Genomic DNA, 6793 nt, shown 5'->3' with positions numbered 1-6793 from the left:
TATATCATATACTAATAAGTTGTATATGATATACTAGTATATGGGGTGGATTATGATGATGTTGCCAAAAGAATTTAAGACCCATTTGATTGAAACATCAATATCGATATTATGGGACCAGTGGAAGAATCTGGGAGCCTGGATTGAATCAGGAGAGAAGTTTAAATTCTATTCTGATCCTGAGGCTTCTGTATTTTTTTCGAAGTATTTTGCAATACATGAAAAGCGCCTTGGAAAGATCATTGAAGAATGGATTGCGGTAAATAGACAACACTTAAATGTGACCCGCTTGAAAGGGATCTCAAAGATGTTTTTCAATAAATGTGGAATCTCAGTTCCGATTGAATTCAAAACGCAAATTCCAGGAAAATCAAAGTTTGTAAGCACACTTGATGTGCTTCAACCCGAAAACCTCTTGCCAAGATTGAGATTTCTCTTCGGCTGCTCTACAAAAGCTGAGGTTATCTATCATCTGTTAACAAAGGGAAGTTCAAACTCAAATCAAATCGCAAAGGAAAGATTTCTAAACCAGAAAGCGGTTCTTATAGAGCTTGAAAAACTTTCGAGAGCGGGATTTCTGATTGAAAAAAGGACAGGAAGAGAAAGGAATTTCAGTATTTCTTCGGATTTTGCCAGAGTCCTGCCCAAACCGCTTTTTTTTAACACTGTTCCATGGGTTCTTCTTACAGCAGCATTTTTGCTTATAAAATGTTTGAAAGATGATTATTTGGAGGACGAATACCTCATTTATTCAGCTTTTAACGATTTCAAAAAAGAAATAACTTCCATGCTTTTCAAGTCGATGCTTTGCGAAATTCAACTAAATTCAAGAACAGCCGAAGAATTTTACTCCAGCGTGGTTGATTATTGGAAATGCCTTACCAAAAAAATAGTCTCAGTTAAATAGACACTTCAATTCAATCCCTTGGCGCTTTAAGAACCAGAACTTTCAAGGGCGTATCACCTGTATTTTCTATACCGTGGGGAATGTCCTTTGGACCTTCAATGAGCTCGTATTTTGTCAGTTCAACTCGCTCATCACCCACAGTAAAGCTGCCCTTTCCCTCAAGAACGAACATGAAGATATCAACCGTAACCACATGTGATGGCAATGTGTAACCGGGTTCAATGGTTATGACATTTGCTTGTGCCGCTTCCTTGTCGTAAATTCTTTTTGCCTTTATTCCTTCTTTCTGGAAAATTATTGGTAATTCATCCATATTGACCTTTTTCATTTCAAAACCCCCTTGAATTCAATTTGCATCTATCATCTTATATCAAAGTATCCACTGATTTCGGTAACTAATGTTACACACAATATCTTTTTATTGAAATCTAATCAGGCATGAAATGATAAAATCTTTACAAGATCACTCAGGAGGTGCTTATGTCAAAGAAGAAAACACAGCTGGAGGCTTTAAGAAAAGACCTTGCCTTTCTGATGGACGATGTTAGTTACAAGCTTGAAGACGCCATTCTCAGGCTCGGAGACCTTATAGAAAAAGAGGATGAGTTTTCTATAAGCCTTTTGAAGAGCATCAAGAGAATGCCTAAAAAGCGCAGGGAACTCGCGGTAAAATACATACAGGCTATCGACTTGCACGATAAGGAGTTCATTAAAGCGGTAGAAAATAGCTGGGGACTTGATGAAGAGGATTTTGATGATTCTTTGGAATGGCTTTTAAAACAGGAATTGAAACCATCAGATAAAGACAAATAATCTACTTTCACGAATCCCCAAATTTCGGGAGGTGCACGCCATGGATTACAAGAAAGAACCCGTTTTTAAGAGAATAAAAGCTCACAGAAGCTCAGTAGAAGGAATTGCTGTGGATAGTAAAAGAAAGGTTTTCTTTACCTGTTCCTATGACCACACTATAAAAATGTGGGATTTTGAAGGAAATTTGTTAAAGAGCGTCGATTTTCTTTCCGAGACTGGAAAACCAGAAGCAGTCACTGCAATCGCTTTGTCACCTAAGGGGGATTTCCTTGCAGTCGGTTCTAACGCCGATTTAGTCGTTTATTCTCTACCCGAGTTGCAACCCATTTCAAGAAAATATTTCATGAATATCGGTCTTAAAACGCCGATGCCTGCTGTTATAGCTGAAGTTTCTTCAATAGCCATTTCACCAGATTCAACAAAGCTCATCGTGGGCATAGATAACGGAACAATCAAAATTTTCGAATTCCCTGGATTGGAATATGTTAATACATTTCATCAACAAACTTTTGGACTTGGCATTCATCTGGCCTTTTGGAACTCAACAACGTTTTTCTCAGCGGCTGAATCGGTAAATAAGTGGAACATTCATAATTTAGATTCTGTAAGACCTGAATTTCTCGAACTCCCATATGATTTCAAAGCCCGTGAGATAACTGTAGATCACGCTAAAGACTTGCTATACGCGGCGGGAAGCGGTGAAAGAAATAATATTAAGGCTTATTCATTGCATGATTTAAAACTTCAAAGCTCAATTCCAGAATCACAAACCGTGACAACTTTCAGAGTGTCTCCGGAAGGAATCGGATTCGCTGGCACAAAAAACAGAGATAGCGGAGATAGTTTGAAACTCTGGGATATGGAAAAAGGAGAATTATTAAAGACATTGAATTGCCCTCTTCCAAACCTCAACTCTTTGGAAATAGCATCAGAAGAGGGCCTTTTGATTTCCACCCACGAAAACGGTTCGGTTATACTTTGGAAATTCTAAATTCATTTACTCCGACAAGGCCGACAGGACCGTCAAATTCCGGACAGCTCCGACAGCGTTTCAAATAAGGCTTACAAAGATTTTTGCTTTGCCAGAGATGCGATACATTCCTTCGCGCTCGAGTATTAGACCAGAAGAAATTAACCTATCGAGGGTTGAATAGGCTGTTGTCCTTTTGATACCGCTGTTTTGGAATAGCTCAAGAATTTCTTCTTTTGAGCCTATGAAATCTGTGCATAATTTCAATGCTTTTTTCTGGATTTCCGTAAGAATAAGGCTTCCCATATATTCACGAACGATTTTCTTTATAGTGGTTTTGCATTTGCTTTCATCAACATATTTTTCTGAGAGGTTTTCAAAGGCGACTTTTTGCGCTATCCATAAGGCGTCACGAGGGTTGCCATCGGCAAAGGATACTATCTGAACAAGCGCATTTTTCTTAAACCAGCCGTTCATACCTTTGAGTCTTCTTAATAACAGTTCCAGAATATCTGAGTCTGACATTTCATACAGAAAAATTACATCCTTGATTATATTCTCAAGATTTCCGGATTCGTTCCATTTCATTCTATCCTGCTTATATTCTCTGTAAATGGAATATGGGAGAGAAAATATTGTAACCATACTTTCCTGTTGAAGCTCAAATTTCAATGAATCGAGAACGTTCAAAACATCTTGTTTTGATTCCTTGTCAAGCTCGTCTATCAAAAGCGCTATTTTTCCGTATTCTTCGATGGAGGTTTTCAACAGTCTGTGGAGCTTTTCATGAGCCGCAAAGACATTGAATCTTGGGAGTTGAGTCTTCTCATACTTAGCATCTCCCTTTGCAATCATTGATACTCCAAGAGTAGCCCCCTTGATAACCGCCACTTCTTCAATTATCCAATTCAGGACTTCTTTGGCGAGATTTTTTATAGCGTGGTTTTCAACTCTGCTCAAGTTCAAGGAAATTGTGTATAAAAGGTCGTAAAGAATAGATTCTTTGTTTTCACGGTGTATCAGGGAAATCCGTATTTTCTTTATTTCTTCAGAGTCGATCATATTCAGTATCGTGGTTTTCCCAACCCCGGTTTCCCCACAAAGGCCAAATATGCCAAAGGGGTGGTAACGAGTGAGCATGTTCAACTTCGATATTTCATTTTCTCTATCAACCAGATAGTTTTGTTCTTTCTTTTGAAGCGGTTTGTCGGCAAGGGCTTTAATGATTTTTTCGGCTTCCATGTAATCACCTCATCTTATTATATCACTCCGACAAGGCCGACAGGACCGTCAAATTCTGGACAGCTCCGACAGTGCATGAAGAATGCTTTTTGGCTCTCGGTTCTTTGTTCTCACCACTTTGTCAATATTCTGTGGAAGAGTTGTGCGTATATTCTTGCCATCATTACCAAATCATCTACAAGAACTCTTTCATCCGGTTGATGCTCTGTCTCTTCCCTGCCAGGGAATAAAGGGCCAAAAGCAACAGCGTTGGGCACAGCTCTGGCATAAGTCCCACCACCTATGGTGTGGAGCTGGGCTTTTTCTCCGGTAACTTTCTCATATACATTGACGAGTAGCTTCACTAGCTCGCTGTCGGGAGATACATAAAGTGGATCATGATGATGTTCCCGCTCTATTTTCAGCCCTCCCAACGCTTCTTCAATCTGTGCTTTTATACGTTTCTCGTTGAAAAAAACCGGATATCTGATATTTATGACGCCTTCGATTTTTTCTCCGTCGTATCTCAATGTACCGAAATTTACGCTAAGCGGTCCTGTTATTTTATCCCGGCCTGCTATTCCCAGGGAATTTCCATCTGTTTCATAGCCTATTTTTGAAGAAACTTTTTCAACAAACTCTTGAAGTCCGGTTTTTGAAAGCTCCAAATTCGAAAGGAAATCCAGCAGCGCTGAAATGGCATTTACCCCGGCTTCAGGCTTTGATCCATGTGCTGAAACACCTTTTACATGAATTGCTAATGCATCGGCACCTTTTTCCCAGCTGATCGTTGCTTTGTTTTTGGGCTTGAAGATTTCGAGCAGTGCCAGTAATTTATCGAGATCGCCCTTCATCACTACCCTGGCATCAGCTGCGACCATATTTGAGGCTTCGCCACCTTCAAGTTCAACGATTTCAAAGCCCTCTTTATTCTCTCCCGCTTCTTTAGAAAATCTGTAATTCACAATACCTTTTTCAGCGTATATGAGTGTAAAGGCAGCATCGGGTGTCACAGACATTTCCGGGATTTCTTCTTTTTGAAGGTAATAATTTATACCACCCCAGCCTGATTCTTCGTTCGTTCCGAATATTATTCTAATCCTGTTTCCGGGCTCAATGCCCGCATCCTTTATTGCTTTCAGGGCATACAGTGCAGCTATGGTAGGGCCTTTGTCATCAATGGCCCCTCTCCCATATATATATCCATTCTTAACAATGCCCCCATATGGTTCTACACTCCAGCCTGTTCCTTCGGGAACCACGTCAAGGTGTCCCAGGACACCGAAAAGCCTGCCGGTGTTTCCATATTGCACATGCCCGGCATAGTTGTCCACATTTTTAACTTCAAATCCGAGCTCTTTTCCAAGTTCAAGGGCCTTTTCCAGAGCTTTTCTCACTTCCACCCCAAAGGGAGCTCCTTCTTCGGGCTCACCCTGTACGGAAGGTATCTTTATCAGTTCCGAAATTGCATTAACCATCTCGTCTTTTAGGGCGAGAACGGCAGCATCCACTTTTTTGTTCATTAAAACACCCCCAGGTATTGTATTATTTCAGCAATTCCCTTACCTTTTGTGATTCACCTCTATGGCAAAGCAATGTGCCTTCAGAAGTGGCCACAAAAATAATATCTTCTACTGAACTAATTCTAACACTCTTTTCTGTCATATTGAAAAGCAGAGAATTTTTCACCTCATGCAACACAAATTTACCCTTGACGGCATTTCCGTTGGCATCTTTCTCTTCGAGATCATAGACAGAATCCCAGCTCCCAACATCGTTCCAGTAAAAATTCCCGGGAATAACCAACGTGTTATCTGCCCTTTCCATAATCCCGTAATCGATGGAGATCGATGGGAAGGTTTCATAAACCTCTTTAACGGTTTTTTCTCCACGTTGCACCCTTTCCAGGCCGCTATGCACTTCTGGAAGATATTTTTCAAGAGCCCTTTGAAATACTTCCTTTCGCCAGATGAACATGCCGGAATTCCAATAATAGTTACCCGACCTGAGGTATTTCTGCGCTTTTTCAAAGATTGGTTTTTCGTGGAACTTTCTTACGCGAAAACTGTTCCGCTCTATTGAAAAAACCTCTCCGCGCTCGATATAACCATAACCGGTATGAGGGCTTGTTGGAGTAATGCCAATGGTAACAAGAACATCATTAACTTGAGCCTCACAAATTGCATCTCTAATAACCTTTTGAAAGGACTCCAGATCTCGAATGATATGATCCGATGGAAGTACAACCATTACATCTTGAGGGTTAAAGTACATGCTTCCCAGTGCAATGGCAGGAGCAGTATTTCTGCCAAAGGGTTCAACGAGTAAGTTTTTCATATCGATATCTTTAATCATTAGATTAAATATATCTCTCTGTTCGGAAGTTGTAATTATATATACCACATCAACAAGCCCCTTGAGCCTTTCAATGGTTTGGACTATAAGTGGCATGGAATCACCAAAAGCGTGAAATTGCTTCGGCTTTTTTTTCGTGCTTAAAGGCCAGAGTCTTTCTCCGATACCTCCGGCCATTATGAGCGCTTTTACCACTAAACACACCCCCAAAATGAAGATTCTCATTTTACATTTTACTTCAATTTGTAGTAAAATTTTCAATGTAAGGTGGGTGATCACTTGAAAAGAATTCATTTTATCAACGTCATATTGATTATGATTTCTGCACTTTTGGCAATAGGGCTTATCAGTAAATTAGAAGAATTCACCTTTCCCGTCAGAATTCTTCCATTGCTGGTATTCTTTGTATTGACAGATCTTGTACCCATCAGGGCAAAACAGCTGCGCTTGATTACCAACTTCGCTGGAATGGTCCCGTTACTGATATTTTGGGATCCACATTTAGCACCTTTCGCTGTTTTCCTCAC

8 protein-coding genes are annotated in these 6793 nt (G+C 40.2%); 4 read left to right on the top strand and 4 right to left on the bottom strand.

The genetic code is table 11. The features are described from left to right. Nucleotides 1-55: 55 nt before the first annotated feature. Complete coding sequence (locus AC3LHT_RS07370) at nt 56-907, top strand: hypothetical protein (RefSeq protein WP_488662446.1); 852 nt, start codon at nt 56-58, stop codon at nt 905-907. Between the two features lie 10 nt (nt 908-917). On the opposite strand, the gene AC3LHT_RS07365 is transcribed toward AC3LHT_RS07370, so the two are convergent. Next, nucleotides 918-1235: a cupin domain-containing protein gene (locus AC3LHT_RS07365; RefSeq protein ID WP_290667427.1), complete on the bottom strand. Its 318-nt coding sequence runs from the start codon at nt 1233-1235 to the stop codon at nt 918-920. A gap of 152 nt (nt 1236-1387) precedes the next feature. Here AC3LHT_RS07365 and AC3LHT_RS07360 point away from each other — a divergent pair, with 152 nt between their 5' ends. Together AC3LHT_RS07360 and AC3LHT_RS07355 are read left to right on the top strand one after the other, a co-directional pair. Further along, entirely contained in the window at nt 1388-1720 is a 333-nt protein-coding gene (locus tag AC3LHT_RS07360) for a hypothetical protein (RefSeq protein ID WP_488662445.1), read from the top strand. A 40-nt stretch (nt 1721-1760) separates the two neighbouring features. After that, the gene (locus AC3LHT_RS07355; RefSeq protein WP_488662444.1) at nt 1761-2711 is read left to right on the top strand and encodes a WD40 repeat domain-containing protein; all 951 of its coding nucleotides are present in this window, start codon (nt 1761-1763) and stop codon (nt 2709-2711) included. A 60-nt stretch (nt 2712-2771) separates the two neighbouring features. On the opposite strand, the gene AC3LHT_RS07350 is transcribed toward AC3LHT_RS07355, so the two are convergent. The 3 genes from AC3LHT_RS07350 to AC3LHT_RS07340 form a co-directional block, all read right to left on the bottom strand. Continuing rightward, nucleotides 2772-3932 carry a P-loop NTPase fold protein gene (locus AC3LHT_RS07350; protein ID WP_488662443.1) on the bottom strand — a complete coding sequence of 387 codons (1161 nt, stop codon included), beginning with the start codon at nt 3930-3932 and terminating at the stop codon, nt 2772-2774. A 110-nt stretch (nt 3933-4042) separates the two neighbouring features. Beyond that, nucleotides 4043-5434: a dipeptidase PepV gene (pepV, locus tag AC3LHT_RS07345; protein WP_488662442.1), complete on the bottom strand. Its 1392-nt coding sequence runs from the start codon at nt 5432-5434 to the stop codon at nt 4043-4045. Between the two features lie 22 nt (nt 5435-5456). Beyond that, complete coding sequence (locus AC3LHT_RS07340) at nt 5457-6461, bottom strand: mannose-1-phosphate guanylyltransferase (RefSeq protein ID WP_488662441.1); 1005 nt, start codon at nt 6459-6461, stop codon at nt 5457-5459. 84 nt (nt 6462-6545) lie between these two features. Between AC3LHT_RS07340 and AC3LHT_RS07335 the strand changes: the two genes are divergently transcribed. Beyond that, the coding region (locus AC3LHT_RS07335) for a hypothetical protein (protein ID WP_488662440.1) at nt 6546-6793 on the top strand (248 nt) is incomplete at its 3' end.

It is taken from the genome of Kosmotoga sp., from assembly GCF_982836095.1.
This window is presented reverse-complemented; position numbering and strand designations above follow the sequence as displayed.